This is a genomic window from Paenibacillus turicensis, from assembly GCF_050461185.1.
GTDB classification, from domain to species: Bacteria; Bacillota; Bacilli; order Paenibacillales; family Paenibacillaceae; genus Fontibacillus; species Fontibacillus turicensis_A.
Window position 1 is genome coordinate 1,164,407 of record NZ_JBCMOR010000005.1, and the last position, 19,776, is coordinate 1,184,182.

The following is a 19,776-nucleotide window of genomic DNA, read 5'->3' on the forward strand; positions in this document are numbered from 1 at the left end:
GTACTTTTCTTGATTAAGGCAACAACATCAGGATATGTATGAATGGAAACACCATGATCCAGCTATCACAACGATCTAATATTCCACCATGTCCTGGAAGTAATTTACCAGAATCCTTGATCCCATATTTACGTTTATAGGCAGATTGAATTAAATCACCCATCTGTCCGACAATTGCTGCTGAAAGCCCAATTAAAATTGCCCTACCTACGCCGAGTATACCCCCTGATGACAATGCAAATATAAGCGCAGACACAATGGACAATATAATACCGCCAACAGCACCTTCAATTGTTTTATTTGGACTAATCGCAGGCCATAACTTCGTCTTACCAAATCTACGCCCGGTAAAATAAGCACCTGCATCGCTACTCCATATTGAAGATAGCAATAAAAAGGTCCAAAACAAACCATGCTGGTCAGGCATATTTCTTGTAGCTATAATATATTCAAAACCAAAGCCGATATAAACTGCACCTATAAACAACAATGCGACTTGATCAATTGATATTGTATTTTTGGTGACCACTGTACTTGTTAGCAGCAACAAAAGAAATAACCATAAAAAAGAAGTCGCTGTTAAGGGCACACTATGATCACTAAATAGTCCCCAAGGGATAGTAAAATATAAAACCGCTACATAACCTAAAATCGCTACGAAACTTAATGAAGGCAACTTTATCATACGAACAAATTCGTAATAACCAATTAAAGCCATCAGCATGATTAGCGTATGATAACTCCATCCACCAAGCAGGCATACAGCTAAAAACACGCCTCCAGCAACAATCCCGGTAATTACACGTTGCTTCAAGCTTTCACACCCTTTTGTAAATCATGATAATCCGCCATATCTGCGGGTCCGTTGTCCATATGAGGCAACAGCTTCTCTTAAATGCTCTTCCTTAAATGCTGGCCAATAAATATCTGTAAACCATAACTCACTATATGCAGTTTGCCATAACATGAAATTACTTAAACGTAATTCTTTCCCTGTACGTATTAATAGATCCGGATCAGGCAGGTCACTTGAGATCAAATGACTCTGAATTGTGTCTTCTGTAATATCATCTATCGTCATTTCCCCACTCTGGACTAATGCAGCAACCTTTTTCACACTTTCTACAATTTCATGTCGCCCACCATAGTTAAATGCAAAATTAAGAATAAGTCCTGTATTATTTTTAGTTTTTACAATAGCCTCTCGCAAAGCTTCAAGCGTGTTCGACGGAACGCCTTCTGTATGTCCCATCATACGAACCTGCACATTTTTTTGAATAAGTTCCTCAAGCTCTAAAGCTAAAAACTCCTGTGGAAGAGACATTAAATAATCAACTTCATCTTTTGGTCTTTTCCAATTTTCGGTCGAGAATGCATATAAGGTCAAAATCGAGATACCCATTTCATCAGCAGCGATAGTCACTCTCTTGATTGCCATCATCCCGTTTCGATGACCAACAACCCTAGGTAAGCCAAGCTTACGAGCCCAACGACCATTCCCATCCATTATAATAGCAACATGCTTTGGTATGATATCTGATGTTTCTTGAACAGTTGATGGACTTTTCTTTTTGTCCAACCAGGATTGAAAAAACTTAATCATTCCTTTTTCCTCCAGCCGATAATGAAAAAGAGACAAAACCCCACCGAAAAGGAGGGGCCGCTGTATGTCTCTTAAACTTCCATAATCTCTTTCTCTTTCGCAGACAATACTTTTTCAACCTCTGCGACAAATTTATCAGTGGCTTTCTGCACATCCTCTTGATGTCTACGGGATTCATCCTCAGAAATTTCACTTTTTTCTAGCTTTTTAATATCATCGTTTGCATCCCGACGAATGTTGCGAATAGCAACTTTGGCTTCTTCACCAAACTTTTTCGTTAGCTTCACTAACTCAACACGACGTTCCTCAGTCAATTGCGGAATTGACAGACGAATCGAAGTACCGTCATTGGCAGGTGTTAAGCCTAAATCTGACTTCTGGATTGCACGCTCAATATCAGCTAAAGAGCTTTTATCCCAAGGCTGGATCATCAAGGTACGAGAATCTGGTGTATTAATATTAGCCAATTGATTCACAGGCGTTGGTGATCCATAATAGTCAACTTGAATTCGATCTAATAATGAAGAATTTGCACGTCCAGCACGTAGCGTAGCAAGATCACGTTTTAAAGCTAAAATCGCTTTCTCCATACGCTCCTCGGCACTTTTTTTAACCGATTCCGGCATTAGTCTACACTCCCTTTAACAATTGTTCCAATTTTTTCACCAAGTACAACACGTTTAATGTTTCCTTGCTCAGTAATTGCAAATACAATCAAAGGAATATTATTATCCATACATAAAGATGAAGCTGTGGAGTCCATAACACCCAAGTTTTTGTTCAATACATCCATGTAGGTTAATACATCATATTTCACAGCAGTTTCATCTACAAATGGATCCGCAGAGTATACGCCATCCACCTTGTTTTTAGCCATTAAAATCACTTCTGCTTCAATTTCAGCTGCACGAAGTGCTGCTGTTGTATCTGTTGAGAAGAAAGGATTTCCTGTTCCTGCTGCAAAAATAACAACGCGACCTTTTTCCAAATGTCTGATTGCCCGACGACGAATGTAAGGCTCAGCAATTTGCTGCATGGCAATGGAGGTTTGTACACGAGTAGGTACTTCGATTTGCTCTAATGCATCTTGTAAAGCAAGCGAGTTCATCAAAGTAGCTAACATCCCCATGTAATCAGCTGTAGCACGGTCAATACCTTTAGCGCTACCAGCGATACCACGCCAGATATTACCCCCGCCACAAACGATAGCAACCTCTACTCCTAACTCTACAACTTCTTTGACTTGTTCTGCAATAGATGTGATCGTTTCCGCATCTATTCCATACCCATTTTGACCTGCAAGTGATTCGCCACTTACCTTCAAGACTACGCGTTTAAACACAGGTTGTTCCAAATGTATACCCTCCACTTAGAATATAGCAGATCGCCTAAGTACTTGATAGTTCTCAACATTAAGTTTCTTATCGTTCTCTCACAAAAACGATTTTGGCGAAAATAAGGATTTATAATTTTCAAGTTATAAATCCTTATTTTTTAAAAAAGAAGGAACACGATGTGTTCCAACTTTCTGCTACATTCAATTATAAAATTACTTATTTATTTACTTGCGCCATAACTTCTTCAGCAAAGTTTTCTTGTTTTTTCTCTAGACCTTCACCAAGCTCATAACGTACAAAACGACGAATCGTAATGTTTTCACCAATTGTGCTTACTTTTTCATTCAACAATTGAGTAATTGTTTTGTCTGGGTCTTTAACAAAGCTTTGCTCCATCAAGCAATATTCTTCGTAATATTTGCTGATACGACCTTCAACCATTTTAGCAACGATTTTTTCTGGTTTACCTTCGTTTAAAGCTTGAGCAGTCAAAATTTCTTTTTCTTTTTCGATTTCTTCTTGTGGAACTTCTTCACGACTTACATAACGAGGGCTTGCAGCTGCGATTTGCATTGCGATATCACGTGCAAAGTCCTTGAATTGATCAGTCATTGCTACAAAGTCAGTTTCGCAGTTAACTTCAACCAATACACCAATACGTCCACCAGCGTGGATGTAAGATTGTACTACACCTTCTGTTGCAACGCGGCCAGCTTTGTTAGCTGCTGCGCTAAGGCCTTTTTCGCGAAGAATTTCAATCGCTTTATCAAGATTGTTATCAGCCTCTTCTAAAGCCTTTTTACAATCAAGCATACCTGCGCCAGTTCTTTCGCGCAATTGTTTTACCAATTTAGCATCTACTGCCATGATTAAATTACCCCCATTAATATGATTAAATAAACAGCACTTTCATATTTATTCCTTAAAAAAAGGGTAGTGAGAGGTTTACACCTACCAACCACCCTTTCTCATTTAATTTATTTAAGATTCAGACGATATTAAACTGTAGTTTGTTCGCCTTGATTAGCTTCAATTACAGCATCAGCCATTTTACCAGTTAACAATTTAACTGCACGAATTGCATCATCGTTACCTGGAATTACATAGTCGATTTCGTCCGGATCACAGTTAGTATCAACGATACCTACGATTGGGATACCCAATTTACGAGCTTCTGCTACTGCGATACGTTCTTTACGAGGGTCAATAACAAACAATGCACTTGGAAGACCCTTCATGTTTTTGATACCGCCCAAGAATTTTTCTAAGCGATCTTTCTCTTTGCGAAGAAGGATAACTTCTTTCTTAGGTAGTACTGCGAAAGTACCATCTTCTTCCCAAGTTTCTAACAATTTCAAACGATCAATACGTTTTTGAATTGTTTCGAAGTTAGTCAAAGTACCACCCAACCAACGTTGGTTGATGTAGAATTGACCTGCACGTTCAGCTTCTTCTTTAACTGAATCTTGTGCTTGTTTTTTAGTACCTACAAAAAGAATAGTTCCGTTGTCTTCTGCTACACTTTTAATAAAGTTGTAAGCTTCGTCAACCTTTTTAACTGTTTTTTGTAAGTCGATAATGTAAATTCCGTTTCTTTCAGTGAAGATATAACGATCCATTTTCGGGTTCCAACGACGTGTTTGGTGTCCGAAGTGTACGCCTGCTTCAAGCAGTTGTTTCATGGAGATTACTGCCATCTTCACGCACCTCCTAAAGTTTGGTTTTTGATGCTTCCTCCGCAAATGTCATTTCCCATGAAGACTCTTATATTTTAAGAGCACCCTTCACAAAATCGATTTGCGTGCGTTATAACACCGTCAATTAATATACCATAAGTAGCCAAGGCTTGCAACTAACACATCTACAAATTATTTTATACCAGGTGCAATTTTAGAAATGATTGAGCTATACTCTTCACCGGCAGTAAAGCTATACGTTCCGATTTTTAGCTTATAGTTCACTTTTTTTGCGTCAGCTTCCTTCTGAAATTCCTTCGCACTACCTATGATCCCTGCCTTTTCCAAACCACTTGATACATCTGACAAAAAATCTCCTTTTTTAATTGTAAAGGAGATTTCCTTTGCTGCTGGAGTATTTGCCGCTACCGGCTTCTGAGTTTGATCTACTTGTGCAGTGGTGGGTGTAGAAGGTGTAGTAGGCTTCTGTGGTGTTTCAGTTTTAGCTTCTGTGTCGGAACTACTAGGTGCACTAGGAGTTTTGGGTGTCTCAGGAGCAGTTGACGTTTTGGCATCCTTGTTAGTAGCGTTAGTGTCCTTTTGATTATCCTTCTTACTTTGCTCCTGCTCAGTTTTGGACTTTTCCTTCCACTCTTCCTCAGTCATTAGCTTCTCAGTAGGCTCTACAATCTTTAGTCCTAGGCGATTTGCCGCTTCAATTACTTGATCTTTGTCTAAAGTCACATTTGATGTCCCTTGGCCCATATTCATAATTTGTAATAATAATGCACCTAAAATAAGCCCGACACCAAGACCAAACATAAACTTTGGATTTTTCATCAACTGGACTCCTCCTTGTTTGCTAATTGTAAAATTAGCTGGACTTCGCCCCGTTGAATACCTACTGCTTTTGCAATCATATCTATCGATTTTCCTTGATTATATAACTCAAATAATTCAGGGTATCTATAATGAAGAGAATCTTCGTGTTTCTTTGTAGGTTCTTCTTCTACTACTTCTTCCAATACTGGTGTAGCTTCTTCCTCTATAACAACTTGTTTTAAATCAGCTTGAGCTAAAGCAGCTTCAGACATGCGTGCCATTAATGTTGTCTCCTGAGTAGAAGTAAATGTACGAAGCTTTATTTCTTGAGACTGCATACCCTGTTCCACAGTTACCAATCGGTTTCTCAACTCTACAATTTGTTCTTGTGCGGCTAATTGCTTCGTAGTAAATTCCTGCTTCATTTGAGTAATTAAATGAATTAGCTCTTGATTTTCATTTTCAATCTCAGCCATGTATTGTTCCAGTGTTGCTTCAATCTCATTATTTTGATTGGGTTTCATGTTGTTGTTTACCCTTCCTGGAATTAAGAAGCTATAAAGAATCGCTGCCACTCCAAGCATAACAATATAGAACCATGGTTCTGTAAACACGATTATCCTCACCTTTTGCTTTTCGTAGTAGCTACAAAGAAAAATCTATATTTTTCCCCTTGTATGGATGTTCTGCAAAATGCTTTTGCTCTTGATCTTGCTCTGGCGTAGGCTGCTCATGTGAGCTTTGGTCTTGCTGTGAAGAGGGATGGTCTTTTTCACGTTTAATGACTGTGTTTTGCCCACTCTCATCTACACCAGGGCTTACTTTGCGGTTATGCTCAGCCTCTTTTGAATTTTGATGTGCTAGCAAGGCTTGATCGCTCAAAGGACGATATTGTTGATCCTGCTGAATGCGCGTCGCTTCACTTGTTCTAGGAACAGCAATTTGCATCTCTACTGGTTTCATATTCATCATATCTACCCTCTTTGCAATGGAATAATTTAAGTTCCAAGCATTTTACACGTAGGAGGACATCATAATATCCCCTTCACTATAATAAAAAGCCATACGGGATGTCGGTTCTTTAATGTACTTAATATATCGTCCAATTACAATCTTTGAACCACCATAAATCATTTTAAGAACTTCTACACGAGACTTCCCTGTATCTTCTAATGTCTTTTCAATATATAACATTCTTTCTTTAATTTCATCGATTTCTCGCATATTACTTTTCTTAGTAATTCCTAATTTGGAACGCATTGCGACTTTATCAGGAGTAAGCTTACCTAACGAGGCTAGCTGATCTAGCAATGTCAGCGCTTTCTCTGTTTTGTCCATGTTGGACATGAGCTCTTTAATTTTTTGCTTCAGTTCAATTAACTCATTTCTTAGTTCAGGAACTACGCCAACTTCTATGACTGTAGTTGTTGACATCGGATTTCCAATAATCCGAGCGATGACTTTTTCAGCGGCCTGAATATTACCACCAACAATAAGCCCTTTTGTACCATCACATATCACATCTCTACCAGCTCTTACATTAGAATGCATAATACTTTGTGAAACGATAATGTCTTCACCTGCCTGCACATTACCATCTTGGATAAAAGAACTTTTTACATTATGTCCTGCTTTAACAAGCCCTTTATTATAGCCAATAATTCCACCTGTAATTTCAATGGAGCCTTCAGCAAATAGCTCTGCTCCTTCTACTCCACCAATGACTCTTATATCACCTGATGCTGTAATTCGGAAGCCACTTAATACATTGCCCCGAATTACAACAGTACCAACAAAATCAATATTACCAATTCCGTAATCCACATCCCCATTCACTTCATAGATCGGAAATACATTAATTTTCCCTTTATCTGTCATTGTAACTAAGCCATCAATGGCAGCATATAAAGCGGTCTGCTCAGGGTTAAGGACAACGTTTTTACCAACCTTTAATACGGCTTCCTTCCCATTTCGACATGGGATTAACTCTCCAGTTACAGCAGTACCCGATTTACCAGGGATAGCTGGTACAAGCTCTGCGATGATTTGTCCCCTAAAAATATTGTTAAGGCGAGTAACATCTTTGAAGTCTACTTTCCCATCGTCCTTTTCTGAGGGTACATGTCGTTGGTCGTCTTCCAGTTGCATCGCATAACGAATTTTACCGTCTTGCCCGTCAACAGGCTCAATCCCCATGGCAATTGGTGTTCTGCTGAAGTAGTACTCACGAGGGTTTATTGCGATACGTGAAACAATATCCTCCTGAATACCATATTTGATGCCTTGACTATGAAGAAAATGGCGTAAAACGTCCGCAGTACAAGAAAACTGATCATCTTTTTGTATAAATTGCAGGTATGCCACAGTTTTATCTTCATTAATTGTCACGCTCAAAAATTTATCCAGCTGACCCAGTTCCATAAACTGCTCCCCTTTTCATACTATTAAAATACATAACAATTCCGTAGTAAGAAAATAAAACCTCAAGTCTTCTTCGTTTAATCTTCCTGCATTAACATATCGCGTTGCTTCTCCAAGCTACCTCTTAATCGCAAAATAGCTTTAGAATGAAGTTGAGATATTCGTGAGGGAGATAGGGACATTACTTCTGCAATTTCACTTAAGGAAAGATCCTCATAATATAACAAGGAAACAACGGTTCTTTCCTTCTCTGTCAGCTTCTCAATCCCTTTAGACAATGATTCTCTTAAATAAAACTCTCGAACGGTATGGTCGGGATTTTTAGCCTTCTCATCAACTAGCAAAGTAAGCCTTGTCTCGGACTCCTCTTCGCGAATTGGATCTTCCAAAGAGCAAAGGGTCATCACCGCCACTTCCTGCAACATTGTCTGGAATTCTTTTTCAGTGATATTCATATATTCACTTACTTCAAGATCACTGACTGAACGCAAATAATGTTGCTCTAAGTATTGGTAGCTTTCTTCAATCCGCTTTGATTTTTCCCGTACAGAACGTGGAACCCAATCCCCTTGTCTTAATCCATCCAAAATAGCGCCTCTTACTCTCCATGAGGCATAGGTTTCAAACTGCAAACCACGCTTATAATCAAATTTATCTACAGCATCAATAAGACCCATTACACCATTGCTAGCTAAATCATCTTTAGAAACATTTTTAGGAAGCCCAACGGCAAGCCGCCCTGAGACATAATCTACAATATGCAAATATTTTTCGATTAGTTGTTTTTTTGCATTAATGTCACCGTGTTCTTTCCAACTCTCCCATAAATCAGAATAGTTTAGAGTTGATGCTTTCCGTTCGTGCAATTGACCTCACCATCCTTATTCTTCTGTCAGGTGACGAACGACCTTAACCAGCTCTTCCGGATCATTGTCATTAGGTGTTTTAACTAGTTTAGGCGGATTAAGTGGAGCAAAATCTTCCTGATTAGTAGTAGGTATGGCTCCCTCTATTGGCTGCTTCAATAGATCATTAATTTCATCACTCTCATCAGGAGTAGTTAAATCAAGATTGCCACCCTTTACTTGCTCAGAGATCGCAGCCAACATTTGACTTTCTTCAGAGGTTTCACCATGTTCTCTCATAAAATTAAGCATCCAATTACCAACAAAAGCTAATGCTGCCCATGCTACGAAGGCCAATCCCCCTCGTAGTAAGCTGGTAGCTAAAAGATTACTACCTGAAGATACCGCAAAGGTAATTAAGAAACCAATAAAACCTATCAGTAAATAATATTTTACTTTTCCAGACATGGCTACAATTCCTTTACTTCCTTTTGTATGCTACGAATAAATAAAATACCTGATTCTAGATCTAACTCAATTGTACGTCCGTAATTTCCTCCAGTATCTTCACCAATTAGAGGAATATTTAACTTAGACAACATAAGCTTACAGGAGTCTACATTACGAGGACCTATTCTCATTGAATCGCCTTTTCCTCCAAATGTAAACATTTGAGCCCCACCTGCCATTTTAGCCACTAATTTACCCTTTACAGCACCAAGATCACTTAAGCGATCTACCAGTTCAGGCAAAGCAGTATCTGCATATTTAGCAATATTTAGTGTGCCTTCTCTTGCAATATCAGATGATGGCAACATAACATGAGCAAGCCCTGCAACTTTTCTGTGTGGATCAAACAATGTTACACCTACACATGAACCAAGTCCTGTTGTACGAATAAGGCCTTGACCGGTTATCGTGTCTAACTCAGCCATTCCCACTTTAACAATTTTTTGTTCTTCAATCATGATCTGACGAAATTCCTAACGACTTAAAAATTTTGCCAAAAGACTCTGGGTCTGGGATGAGGAAAAATTGTCCTTCAACTTCGTCTTGACCTTCAATAAAAGTTGTATCAATGAGTAGGGCTGAATCACCCATTTCACCAAACTGAAGGAGACCATATCCTAAAATTGCTCCTGCCATATCTAATGCCAAGGCAGGGACAGTAGGCATCATAGACAAAGATGTAAAATCTGCTAACGAAGATAAATAGGAACCCGCTAAAATATTTCCGATTTCTGCAAGTGCTGACCATTCCATCTCTGAAAACTCTTCTTCCTCATTAACCTCAAATCCCGCTAATCTTTCTAACAATCTTTTGGCTGCTGCGGGACTCATAATAAAAAACAAATTTCCTGGTGCTTCGCCTTCTACACGAAAGAACACGGCACACACAATATTTTCAGAACCACCAACACGTTCTGCAATTGCCTCAAAAGGCAACATTTGTACTTTGGGTACAGCCATGTCAATTGGCTTGTTTAGCAATCGGGAAAGAGCTGTGGCGGCATTCCCAGCTCCAATATTCCCTACTTCCTTCAGTACATCCATTTTGAAATCTCTTTGATGTTCAAATAAATCCTTCACTAATTAGCCCTCAAAGCTCTCTAATTGCGAAATTTCTGCCCGATTCAATTCCTCGGACAAATTCAACATCACTAGAAGCCGCTCTTCTGAAATACGGGCAACACCTCTTAAATATTTAGCTTTGACTCCTCCAACAACATCTGGTGGTGCGTCAATGAGATCGGAATTCAAGTCAATAACATCATTTGCAGAATCGACGATAAACCCAACTTCGATTTCATTCATTGAAACGATAATGATACGAGTTTGATCTGTATATTCCACAGAAGGAAGACCAAAACGTCCACGAAGCTCAATGACTGGAATTACGACACCACGTAGATTAATAACCCCTTTTACGAAAGATAAAGTTTTGGGCACTCTTGTAATTGGCATCATACGCTCGATCGTTTGTACTGCATCTACTTCAATTCCATACTCTTCTTCCCCAAGCTTAAATACGATTACTTTCAACTCTTCTCCCATGCCTAAAACCTCCTATTTAATAAATGCATTAGAATCAATAATTAGAGCAACTTGACCATCACCTAAAATGGTTGCACCCGCAATACCTTGAATTGGAGGAAGGTATTTGCCAAGATTTTTAATTACAATTTCAGATTGACCAATAAAGTCTTCGACTGTAATTGCAGCTAAGCGATCACCTTTACGAATAACGACGATCTCAGTTTCCTCTTCATCTGATTCATCATAATCAGGCACATCAAACAATTTAGCTAGAGACAATAAAGGTATCGAGCTATCACGATAAGAAATCATCGTATAACCATGTACATTTTTCACCTTATCTTGTTTAATCAATCCAGTTTCAACAATAGAAGACAATGGAATTGCATATTTCTCTGAGCCTACTTTAACAAGCATTGCAGAAATAATAGACAAGGTTAATGGGAGCTGAACGGAGAACTTTGTTCCTTGTCCTAGTGTTGATTCAACCGAAACGATCCCATTTAAGGATTCGATTTTAGATTTAACAACATCAAGTCCAACACCACGCCCAGATATATCAGAAATGACTTCAGCAGTACTAAAGCCAGCTGCAAACAATAACATATAGACTTGCTCATCTGACATTAAGGCACCTTCAGCTTCAGTCACGATGCCATTTTTAATCCCTTTAGCAAGAATTTTTTCCCGATCAATTCCACTACCATCATCTTGAATTTCAATAAAGACGTGGTTTCCGCTATGGAATGCACGAAGATGAACTGTTCCTGTTTCAGGCTTACCAGCAGCAATACGTTGTGCTGTTGATTCCACACCATGGTCAACTGCATTACGAAGCAAGTGAACTAATGGATCTCCAATTTCATCGATAACTGTACGATCAAGCTCTGTCTCTGCACCTTCAACAATAAGATCGATCTTTTTATCTAATGATTTAGCCAAGTCACGAACCATTCTTGGGAATCGGTTAAATACAGTATCTACTGGAACCATGCGCAGCTTCAATACAATATTTTGTAAGTCTCCACCAACGCGGCTCATATGCTCCACAGTTTCAGTTAAATCAGAACGTTTAACTTCCGCAGCAAGCTGTTCAAGTCGGGATCTATCGATTAAAAGCTCACTAAGTAAATTCATCAGCACATCAAGTCTATCAATATCTACACGAATTGTTCTAGATGGTGTAGAACCACCGTGTCCACCTGCGCTTTTATGTTTCGCATCATCATGCACTGCGACAGGTTTTACTTCTTCACCTTTTGGAGCTTCAGGTGCTGAAGTAATTGCAGTCTCCCTTACACCAGAGCAGAGTTGCTTCAATGTACTATGATCCAAATCAGTCACTTCAACGGTGTCAATTTCAGATAAATTGGAGATTAATCCTTTAATTTCAGAAGCATCCTTTTGAGTTATGTAAAACAAAGAAAAGCTACGATCAAATTTTTCCTGCTCAATATCTTGAACAGAAGGATTAGACTTAACCACTTCTCCATAACGCTCCAAAAGGTCAAACACAAGGTAAGCTCTCGCTGCCTTTAACTGACAGTCTTCACGAATAGCAACATCAATGTAATTCACCTTATGACCTTCAGAAATAGATTGTTCCAGTACTGAATACTGAAACTCATCTAATTGAATTGCTCCTTCATCAGAGGTTGTATCTGCCGTTGTGTCCACAGATGAGATTGTTGCTGATTTTGTAGTTACAAAATCACCTTTAACAATACTTTGTAAAGAGGTAACGATATGGCTAACATCAGCTTTGCCTTCTCCACCATTAGTAATATCCTCAACCATAGCTTGAAGTGCATCTAAACTTTGGAACAACGTATCAAAAATATAGTCCTGCATTTTTAGCTTATCATTACGTACTAAATCCAACACATTTTCCATTTGGTGTGTTAGTGAGGATAAATCCTCAAACCCCATCGTTGCTGCCATCCCCTTAAGGGTATGGGCGGAACGAAAAATGACCTGTACTATGCTGAGATCATCAGGCGAGCTTTCAAGCTCCAACATTTTTTCATTTAATGACTGTAAATGATCATTCGACTCATCGATAAACATGGCTAAATACTGATTCATGTCCATGGTGAGGCACCTCCTTCAAGAGATCCATTATCTCACTACTTGAACTAGCTTAGCGCCAATCTCATGTAGTGGCAGTACATAATTAACACATTTTTGTTCTATTGCAGAACGTGGCATACCATAAACAATACAAGTTTCCTCACTCTCGGCAATTGTGGAGGTCACCCCTGAATCATACAGCTGCTTCATTGCTTTTGCCCCATCACTGCCCATACCTGTTAATAGAACAGCATGTCGCTTCAATGTGGTCAAAGGTAAAATAGATTCATACAAAACGTCTACTGAAGGTCTATGCCCATTACGTAGATCTTGCTTAGATAACGAAATTTTGTATTGTCCACCGCCGCTTGGTACAACAACCATATGGTAGCCACCTGGAGCAATATATGCTGTACCTTGCTTTAGAACCATTCCCTCTTCACCTTCTACAACCTCTATTGCACAAAGGCTATTTAATCGTTGAGCTAACGATTTAGTGAAATTAGCAGGCATATGCTGAACAATGACAATAGGTGCAGGAAACCGTGACGGTATTTGTTCAAGCACAACTTTCAGTGCTTTAGGTCCACCAGTAGAGGTCCCAATTGCAACAAGGTCGGAAAATCCTGTACTACGTGGTACATTCATCTTTTTATCTAAAACAGAATCAGCTTTATTGCGAAGAGGTGTTATCGGCTTTACATTTGTGACAAGCTCTTTTTTTGCAGATGTTACTTGTCCACTATCATTTTGTCTAGTGCTTGTAATAGGCCTTTGTACTTCACGCTTTATGCTATTCTGTGATAAATCCTTAAGTGCTGGTTTTTGTTGTTTGCTCTCCACCTCTTTTTGTTTGCTCACCGGCTTAGGTGATGGGACTGGAGGCTTTATAAGCTTTTCAGGATTAACCTTTATATTCCCTATATTTTCTTCCTTTGTTGCTGCTTGTTGAATGATCGGATTTACCTGCGGTATTACTTTTGGTATTGGCTGCTCCATCTTCTGTTGCGTCTGTTGCTTTTGAGAAGCATTAATTTCTTCATCGAACTGAAGTAGAGGGCTAAGCTTAGGCTTGACTGGTAATTCCTTTTCCTTAAGCTGCTCTTTTTCTCTAGCAATCTTACGCTCCTTCATTTGGAGTGCAGAGCTTATTTTACTTCTTAAATCTCGTCCAACTTGAGTAATATCATAGGAGCTAGTTGATGCGGAAGGCTTGCGTATAAAATCAAATGCACCTTCCTCAAGTGCCATGATCGTCTCTTTCATCCCTTGCTCATTAATTCCTGATAACATAATTACTGGCAACGGATGAAGCTCCATAATAATTTTCAAGGCTACCAAACCATTCATGTCTGGCATTTCAACATCCATCGTGACAAGATCGGGAGCTAAAGCGGTGATTTTCTCTACTGCTTCTTTTCCTGTTTTTGCTGTTGCTTCTACTTTAAATAAAGGATCCTCTTCAATTAGATCACTTATAATCTTACGCATGAAGGCCGAATCATCAACGACCATTATCCGATAAGGCTTCAATTTGTCCACCCCTGTCTAAATATCAGAATCATTTTGTTCGCTTAAGCCATTTGTGCATAAATCCTTTGATTCCAGAATAGGTGTCTTTGGATTGAAGTTGTGGCACATTCATATATTTCATCGCCATCCGCTGTACATCCTTTGCGGCAGTACATGTTGGAAAGGCAACTGAAAACGGAACTTGTTTTTTTACAGCTCGTACTACATGCTGGTCATCACTCATATAACCAATCATCGGAATTTGAATATTTAGAAACTTTGAAGCCACTAATGCTATTTTATTTGACACCTGCTTCGCCTCTTGTTCATCTGACACTCTGTTTATCATCAGTCTAAAAGAAACTTGTTCTTCAAGACTCTGAATCACTTTAATTAGTGCGTAAGCATCAGTTATCGATGTAGGCTCAGGTGTTGTAACAATAATGCATTCATCTGCAGCAGTTATAAAATTCAATACTTCCTTAGATAAGCCAGCACCAGTATCAAAAATAATAAAATCCATGTCGGCTGTAATTTTCTCAAGCTGTGTCATAAATAAGTTAAGATCATTAGAGGATAAAGTAAATAAATCAGCCATACCTGAGCCACCTGCAATATAAGGGAGTGACCCCGTACCAATACTTATGATTTCCGTTATATCCTTTTCGCCTTTCAGTAAATGATACAAACTATACTGGGAGCGTACACCCATTAGCACATCAATGTTTGCCATCCCGATATCTGCATCAAACAAAAGCACCTTTTTTCCTAAAGCTTTTAATGCTAAGGCAAAGTTCAAAGTGAAGTTTGACTTACCTACGCCACCCTTCCCACTACTTACGGTAATAACCTTAGCACCTCGCTCAGCCTTTGGTCGTGTAGTTAAAATGTCATCATGTGAAGATACTAGCTGTCGTAGCGATTGTGCTTGGTCACTCATGACCGTCCCTCCATTAACATTTGAAGCATTAGTTTATCATCAACAGGTAATATATCATCCGGGACGTTTTGCCCATTAGTGATGTAGGAAACTTTTAATGGATATTCATTAAGTAAATTATATAACGGACCTACACTTTCCGTCTCGTCAAGCTTTGTAAAAATAACCTTTTGTAGGCCATATTTACTAAAATGATCAGTTATTTTTTGCATGTCTTTTGTTTTAGAGGTTAAGCTGAGCACTAAATAAGTTTCACTATGCTCTGATAGATTAAACAAGCTATGGAGCTCTGCCACAAACAACTCATTTAAGTAATTCCGCCCTGCCGTGTCCATAAAAATCAAGTCACAAGTCGATAATGCATTTAGTGCTCGATGCATATCCCCTGGAGATTGCACAACTTCAAGCGGCACATTCAAAATTGTAGCATACGTTCTTAATTGCTCTATCGCAGAAATTCGATACGTGTCTGCAGTAATGAAACCAACCTGCTTACGTTCACGAAAAATCTGATCTGCTGCTAGTTTGGCAATCGTCGTTGTTTTACCAACACCAGTTGGACCTGCAACATAAACAATTTTTGTTGTACTACGAATCCCTTCTCCTATTACACTCTGTAAAAAGGTAGAAACCTGATTCATCACAGCTTGCTTCATTTCTTGATCCGATATTGTCTTATTACTTTGATTCCATGACTCATATACAGGCTCAAGCCATTGATCAATTAGTTCCATTGCAATTTCTTGTTTAAGAAGTAACTCTTTTATCTCTTCTAATGCTTCGGGAAGCTCACGTGTCTGGTCTTGCTGTTTAGCTAGCTTCGTCATCATCAGCTTCATTTGATGAAGTTCTTCAAATAAACGTTTTTCATTATTAGATGGAGAATCTTCATGTGCATTTTCAGTCGTCAAAGTATCACTAGTAGCTAATGCATTTATTTTTTGTTTTAATGTTTCAACAGCAACTTCGTTATTAGGTTGAATCGCTGTTTTTTCTTGTATCGCATTTACTACCGAAGAGGTTTTTTGTGATATTTGCACCTTCTCTTCCTCAGATTCCTTACCTGCTAACATCTGCGCCGTTTTACGATAAGCTTGTGGAGCAGTTCCTCTCGCAACTGGAGCATGTACTATAGGTGCAGCCATCGTTTTAGATTTAGTTTGTGGTGCAGCCTCAGATGTTTCTGAGGCTGCAATCACTTCTATCTTTTTTTTCTGGAACATTCCTAGAAAGCCACCAATTTTCATTTCCTTCGTACTTAAAATGACTGCATCAGATCCAAGCTCAGCACGAATTTTAAGCATTGCATCAGGCATCGTATCTACGATATATCGCTTTACTCTCATAAATTAACCACCCCGACACTTTGAATTTCGACATTCGGCTCAAGCTCGCTATAAGACAATACAGGAATATCCTGCATCGTACGTTCGATGATCTGACGCAAATACATGCGTATCGTAGGTGATGTCAAAACGATTGGCTGCTGCCCAGATTGAATGAGACGATTGATTTGCTCTGTTAATTTTTGGAACACCGTTTGTGTAGATTGTGGGTCTAAAGCAAGATAACTTCCTTGCTCGCTTTGCTGAACACTTTCGGCAATCTTCTTTTCAAGACTAGGGCCCACTGTAATCACTCTCATCGTTTCACCTTGCTGCGTAAATTGCTGCGTAATTTGACGAGATAATGCTTGTCTTACGTACTCTGTGAGAATGTCAGGATCTTTGGTGTAGGTTCCATAATCAGCCAAGGTTTCGAAAATGGTAACCATATCCCGAATAGAAATCTTTTCACGAAGTAGCTTAGCAAGCACTTTTTGCACATCACCAATCGACAATACAGATGGGATTAATTCATCAACCAACACAGCATAGTTTTCCTTAAGATTATCGACAAGTGTTTTCGTTTCTTGGCGACCAAGCAATTCATGTGCATGCTTTTTAATCATTTCAGTCAAATGGGTTGCCACCACAGAAGGTGGGTCTACAACCGTATAACCTGACAGCTCTGCACGATCCTTTGTGCTTTCATCAATCCATAACGCAGGTAAACCAAATGCTGGTTCGCTAGTCTCAATCCCTGTGATGGAATCATCATCCATCCCTGGACTCATTGCCAAATAGTGATTAAGTAATAATTCACCATTACCTACGACATTTCCTTTAATTTTTATGACGTATTCGTTCGGTTTTAGTTGAATATTGTCGCGAATACGAATAACAGGCACTACAAGTCCTAGTTCTAAGGCACATTGTCTACGAATCATAATAATCCGATCTAACAAATCACCGCCCTGACTAGCATCCGCAAGTGGGATTAGACCATACCCAAACTCAAATTCAATCGGATCAACCTGAAGAAGATTAATGACACTTTCTGGACTACGAACCTCTTCAATCTGCTGCTCCTCTTCTTCTTGCTCTTGTTCAATCTGTTTGAGATCGAAGTTTTTCTGCATCTTCCATGCAGCATATCCTAGCAATCCTGCAAAAGGTAATGTTGTGATTGGACCAATAGGGGTAAATAACCCCAACAAAGCAATCGTGCCTGCAACAATGTAAATCAGCTTAGGATAAGCAAACAATTGCGAGGTAATATCAGATGCTAAGTTACCTTCCGACGAAGCTCGAGTAACAATTAAACCAGATGCTGTTGAAATAAGGAGTGCTGGAATTTGGCTAACTAAGCCATCACCAATCGTAAGGATGGAATAAGTATTTAGTGCCGTTCCGAAATCCATACCATGAATCGTCATCCCTACAATAAACCCACCAAGCAGGTTAATGATGAGCATGATGATGCTGGCAATAGCATCTCCTTTTACAAACTTACTCGCACCATCCATCGCACCATAAAAGTCAGCTTCTCTCTCAATCTTACTACGACGTTCTTTCGCTTGTTGCTCATTAATTAAGCCTGCATTGAGGTCAGCATCAATACTCATCTGCTTCCCTGGCATCGCATCTAACGTAAATCTTGCCCCTACCTCTGCAACCCGTTCAGAACCTTTTGTAATTACGATAAATTGAACGACAACTAAGATTAGGAACACAATAAATCCAATGACGGGTTGACCTTGAGAAACCCACGAACCAAATGTGGCAACTACATCCCCTGCCTTGGCTTGACCTAAAATCAGCTTCGTCGTGGATACGTTCAGCGCAAGGCGGAACAATGTTGTAATGAGCAAAAGCGCAGGAAAAATAGAAAACTGTAGTGCTTCCTTCGTATTCATAGAAACTAGCAAAATCATTAATGCAATCGATATATTTAGAATAAGTAGGACGTCTAACAGCCATATTGGGATCGGAAGAATCATCAACAGAACTATACCGATAACTCCCACTAACACAAATATATCTTTAAACTTCTTCACCAGTTGACGCCTCCGATCCCCATCATTTCATTAATTTTTACCCTGTAATTTGTATACATAAGCCAACACCTCAGCTACGGCTTGGAACAAATCAGCTGGAATAGAATCTCCGATTTCTGTTCTTTGGAACAAAGCTCTTGCGAGTGGTCTATTCTCTACTGTGATTACGTCATTTTGCTTAGCGATTTCTTTAATACGTAGAGCAACATAATCCTGTCCTTTTGCAACAACCTCTGGTGCTTCCATTTTGCTTGCATCATATTTTAATGCAACAGCGAAGTGAGTTGGGTTTGTAATAATGACATCCGCCTTGGGTACTTCTTGCATCATACGTTGCAAGGCCATTCGACGTTGTCTTTCACGAATCTTCCCTTTAATTAAAGGGTCACCCTCTGTTTTCTTATATTCATCCTTTATATCTTGCTTGGACATTCTTAAGTTTTTTTCATACTCATAACGCTGATACATATAGTCAAAAACTGCTAATACAAACAAAGCAACAGAGATTTTAATTCCAAGATTCATCGTCATTTTGGCTGTAAATTTAAAGGCCTCTTCAACTGACACATGACCAAGTGAAGAAATGCTGTCCATCGCACCCCATACTGTGGAAAATACGAGATAACCAATAATGACGAGCTTTAAAACAGATTTAAGAAATTCGACTAAGGAACGAGCTGAAAATATATTTTTCATCCCTTTAATGGGATCTAGCTTGCTGAATTTTGGCTTAATCGGATCTCCTGTAAATAAGAAACCAACTTGCGCATAATTAGCTACTGCTGCGACAACAAAAACGATAAGAAGGATGGGCGCAAGTAACAAAATGAGCTGAACACCATAACTTCTAAACATCACCATCGCATTTTCTTGAGTCACATCCATCGTGAGACGATGTAAAAAAACATCACTATATAACTTAATTAATCTTTCTTTTATGTAACCACCAAAAGTCATGAGACATAAAAAGACAGACAACATAACAAGTGAACCAGCCACATCCTGACTTTTGGCGACTTGCCCTTTCTTACGGGACTCCTGACGTTTCTTGGGAGTTGCTTTTTCTGTTTTTTCACCGGAAAATAACTGCAAATCCAACTTATAGCGTAAATTCAATTTGGATTCCTCCCAAAC

Annotated in this window: 21 protein-coding genes; all 21 read right to left on the bottom strand. The window is 39.1% G+C overall.

Features of this window, described 5'->3' with window-relative positions; translation table 11 throughout:
* Positions 1 to 13: 13 nt before the first annotated feature.
* The gene (locus ABE099_RS07500; protein ID WP_430028925.1) at positions 14 to 814 is read right to left on the bottom strand and encodes a phosphatidate cytidylyltransferase; all 801 of its coding nucleotides are present in this window, start codon (positions 812 to 814) and stop codon (positions 14 to 16) included.
* Between the two features lie 21 nt (positions 815 to 835).
* On the bottom strand, positions 836 to 1,603 hold the full coding sequence (locus tag ABE099_RS07505; protein WP_430028927.1) for an isoprenyl transferase: 768 nt from the start codon (positions 1,601 to 1,603) through the stop codon (positions 836 to 838).
* Between the two features lie 71 nt (positions 1,604 to 1,674).
* On the bottom strand, positions 1,675 to 2,229 hold the full coding sequence (gene frr / locus ABE099_RS07510) for a ribosome recycling factor (protein WP_430028929.1): 555 nt from the start codon (positions 2,227 to 2,229) through the stop codon (positions 1,675 to 1,677).
* Complete coding sequence (gene pyrH, locus ABE099_RS07515) at positions 2,229 to 2,957, bottom strand: UMP kinase (RefSeq protein ID WP_210087825.1); 729 nt, start codon at positions 2,955 to 2,957, stop codon at positions 2,229 to 2,231. The genes frr and pyrH overlap by 1 nt, the downstream gene beginning before the upstream one ends.
* Before the next feature lie 199 nt (positions 2,958 to 3,156).
* Positions 3,157 to 3,807, bottom strand: a complete 651-nt coding sequence (tsf, locus tag ABE099_RS07520; protein WP_210087826.1) for a translation elongation factor Ts — start codon at positions 3,805 to 3,807, stop codon at positions 3,157 to 3,159.
* Positions 3,808 to 3,938: 131 nt separating this feature from the next.
* Positions 3,939 to 4,637 (bottom strand): 30S ribosomal protein S2, encoded by a 699-nt coding sequence (gene rpsB / locus ABE099_RS07525; protein ID WP_430028931.1) that lies wholly within the window; start codon positions 4,635 to 4,637, stop codon positions 3,939 to 3,941.
* Between the two features lie 171 nt (positions 4,638 to 4,808).
* Positions 4,809 to 5,456, bottom strand: a complete 648-nt coding sequence (locus tag ABE099_RS07530) for a hypothetical protein (protein WP_430028933.1) — start codon at positions 5,454 to 5,456, stop codon at positions 4,809 to 4,811.
* Positions 5,456 to 6,052 (bottom strand): DUF6115 domain-containing protein, encoded by a 597-nt coding sequence (locus ABE099_RS07535; protein WP_430028935.1) that lies wholly within the window; start codon positions 6,050 to 6,052, stop codon positions 5,456 to 5,458. Before ABE099_RS07535 ends, ABE099_RS07530 begins: the two co-directional genes overlap by 1 nt.
* Positions 6,053 to 6,083: 31 nt before the next feature.
* Positions 6,084 to 6,407 (bottom strand): hypothetical protein, encoded by a 324-nt coding sequence (locus ABE099_RS07540; RefSeq protein ID WP_430028937.1) that lies wholly within the window; start codon positions 6,405 to 6,407, stop codon positions 6,084 to 6,086.
* A 45-nt stretch (positions 6,408 to 6,452) separates the two neighbouring features.
* Positions 6,453 to 7,859, bottom strand: coding sequence for a DUF342 domain-containing protein (locus ABE099_RS07545; RefSeq protein ID WP_430028939.1), 1,407 nt, complete (start codon positions 7,857 to 7,859; stop codon positions 6,453 to 6,455).
* A gap of 77 nt (positions 7,860 to 7,936) precedes the next feature.
* Positions 7,937 to 8,725, bottom strand: coding sequence for a FliA/WhiG family RNA polymerase sigma factor (locus tag ABE099_RS07550; RefSeq protein ID WP_210087831.1), 789 nt, complete (start codon positions 8,723 to 8,725; stop codon positions 7,937 to 7,939).
* 15 nt (positions 8,726 to 8,740) lie between these two features.
* The gene (locus ABE099_RS07555) at positions 8,741 to 9,172 is read right to left on the bottom strand and encodes a hypothetical protein (RefSeq protein ID WP_430028942.1); all 432 of its coding nucleotides are present in this window, start codon (positions 9,170 to 9,172) and stop codon (positions 8,741 to 8,743) included.
* Between the two features lie 2 nt (positions 9,173 to 9,174).
* Entirely contained in the window at positions 9,175 to 9,672 is a 498-nt protein-coding gene (locus ABE099_RS07560) for a chemotaxis protein CheD (protein WP_430028944.1), read from the bottom strand.
* Positions 9,665 to 10,258, bottom strand: coding sequence for a chemotaxis protein CheC (locus ABE099_RS07565; protein WP_430028946.1), 594 nt, complete (start codon positions 10,256 to 10,258; stop codon positions 9,665 to 9,667). Before ABE099_RS07565 ends, ABE099_RS07560 begins: the two co-directional genes overlap by 8 nt.
* Before the next feature lie 39 nt (positions 10,259 to 10,297).
* Complete coding sequence (locus ABE099_RS07570; protein WP_210087835.1) at positions 10,298 to 10,759, bottom strand: chemotaxis protein CheW; 462 nt, start codon at positions 10,757 to 10,759, stop codon at positions 10,298 to 10,300.
* A gap of 12 nt (positions 10,760 to 10,771) precedes the next feature.
* Positions 10,772 to 12,832: a chemotaxis protein CheW gene (locus tag ABE099_RS07575; RefSeq protein WP_430028948.1), complete on the bottom strand. Its 2,061-nt coding sequence runs from the start codon at positions 12,830 to 12,832 to the stop codon at positions 10,772 to 10,774.
* Between the two features lie 27 nt (positions 12,833 to 12,859).
* Complete coding sequence (locus tag ABE099_RS07580; RefSeq protein WP_430028950.1) at positions 12,860 to 14,344, bottom strand: protein-glutamate methylesterase/protein-glutamine glutaminase; 1,485 nt, start codon at positions 14,342 to 14,344, stop codon at positions 12,860 to 12,862.
* 28 nt (positions 14,345 to 14,372) lie between these two features.
* Complete coding sequence (locus ABE099_RS07585) at positions 14,373 to 15,263, bottom strand: MinD/ParA family protein (RefSeq protein ID WP_430028952.1); 891 nt, start codon at positions 15,261 to 15,263, stop codon at positions 14,373 to 14,375.
* Complete coding sequence (gene flhF / locus ABE099_RS07590; protein WP_430028955.1) at positions 15,260 to 16,609, bottom strand: flagellar biosynthesis protein FlhF; 1,350 nt, start codon at positions 16,607 to 16,609, stop codon at positions 15,260 to 15,262. Before flhF ends, ABE099_RS07585 begins: the two co-directional genes overlap by 4 nt.
* Positions 16,606 to 18,642 carry a flagellar biosynthesis protein FlhA gene (flhA, locus tag ABE099_RS07595; protein ID WP_430028957.1) on the bottom strand — a complete coding sequence of 679 codons (2,037 nt, stop codon included), beginning with the start codon at positions 18,640 to 18,642 and terminating at the stop codon, positions 16,606 to 16,608. The genes flhF and flhA overlap by 4 nt, the downstream gene beginning before the upstream one ends.
* Positions 18,643 to 18,672: 30 nt before the next feature.
* Positions 18,673 to 19,758: a flagellar biosynthesis protein FlhB gene (flhB, locus tag ABE099_RS07600; RefSeq protein WP_430028959.1), complete on the bottom strand. Its 1,086-nt coding sequence runs from the start codon at positions 19,756 to 19,758 to the stop codon at positions 18,673 to 18,675.
* Between the last annotated feature and the right edge of the window lie 18 nt (positions 19,759 to 19,776).

What these genes read in the sequence shown, in the direction of transcription:
- ABE099_RS07555 (WP_430028942.1), bottom strand. Translation starts at nt 9,172, where the DNA reads ATGTCTGGAAAAGTAAAATATTATTTACTGATAGGTTTTATTGGTTTC.
- ABE099_RS07530 (WP_430028933.1), bottom strand. Translation starts at nt 5,456, where the DNA reads ATGAAAAATCCAAAGTTTATGTTTGGTCTTGGTGTCGGGCTTATTTTA.
- ABE099_RS07575 (WP_430028948.1), bottom strand. Translation starts at nt 12,832, where the DNA reads ATGGACATGAATCAGTATTTAGCCATGTTTATCGATGAGTCGAATGAT.
- ABE099_RS07505 (WP_430028927.1), bottom strand. Translation starts at nt 1,603, where the DNA reads ATGATTAAGTTTTTTCAATCCTGGTTGGACAAAAAGAAAAGTCCATCA.
- ABE099_RS07560 (WP_430028944.1), bottom strand. Translation starts at nt 9,672, where the DNA reads ATGATTGAAGAACAAAAAATTGTTAAAGTGGGAATGGCTGAGTTAGAC.
- frr (WP_430028929.1), bottom strand. Translation starts at nt 2,229, where the DNA reads ATGCCGGAATCGGTTAAAAAAAGTGCCGAGGAGCGTATGGAGAAAGCG.
- ABE099_RS07545 (WP_430028939.1), bottom strand. Translation starts at nt 7,859, where the DNA reads ATGGAACTGGGTCAGCTGGATAAATTTTTGAGCGTGACAATTAATGAA.
- ABE099_RS07540 (WP_430028937.1), bottom strand. Translation starts at nt 6,407, where the DNA reads ATGAATATGAAACCAGTAGAGATGCAAATTGCTGTTCCTAGAACAAGT.
- ABE099_RS07585 (WP_430028952.1), bottom strand. Translation starts at nt 15,263, where the DNA reads ATGAGTGACCAAGCACAATCGCTACGACAGCTAGTATCTTCACATGAT.
- flhF (WP_430028955.1), bottom strand. Translation starts at nt 16,609, where the DNA reads ATGAGAGTAAAGCGATATATCGTAGATACGATGCCTGATGCAATGCTT.
- ABE099_RS07565 (WP_430028946.1), bottom strand. Translation starts at nt 10,258, where the DNA reads ATGGATGTACTGAAGGAAGTAGGGAATATTGGAGCTGGGAATGCCGCC.
- ABE099_RS07570 (WP_210087835.1), bottom strand. Translation starts at nt 10,759, where the DNA reads ATGGGAGAAGAGTTGAAAGTAATCGTATTTAAGCTTGGGGAAGAAGAG.
- tsf (WP_210087826.1), bottom strand. Translation starts at nt 3,807, where the DNA reads ATGGCAGTAGATGCTAAATTGGTAAAACAATTGCGCGAAAGAACTGGC.
- rpsB (WP_430028931.1), bottom strand. Translation starts at nt 4,637, where the DNA reads ATGGCAGTAATCTCCATGAAACAACTGCTTGAAGCAGGCGTACACTTC.